Genomic DNA, 296 nt, shown 5'->3' on the forward strand with positions numbered 1-296 from the left:
CTGAATACCGTTGGTACCTTCATAAATCGGGAGAATACGGGCATCGCGCAGTAACTGGGCAGCTCCGGTTTCTTCGATATAGCCCATGCCGCCATGCACCTGAACGCCGAGAGAGGCGACATCCACACCGCTATCGGTAGAGAAGGCTTTAGCAAGCGGCGTCAGCAGACTGGCGCGGTTTGCCCAGAATGTGCCATTGGCAGGATCGGCCTTTGCCATATCGAGTGCCTGTGCAGTCGCGTAGCAGATCGAGCGCGAGGTTTGTGTCAGACCCTTCATGGTCAGCAACATGCGCG

At 57.1% G+C, this 296-nt stretch carries 1 protein-coding gene; it reads right to left on the reverse strand.

The genetic code is table 11. The features are described 5' to 3' along the window. Positions 1 to 296 (reverse strand): acyl-CoA dehydrogenase family protein (locus HBA93_RS20465; protein WP_286202099.1); only part of this gene is annotated, 296 nt, incomplete at both ends.

This window comes from Ochrobactrum sp. SFR4, assembly GCF_019730395.1.
Taxonomy (GTDB): Bacteria; Pseudomonadota; Alphaproteobacteria; order Rhizobiales; family Rhizobiaceae; genus Pseudochrobactrum.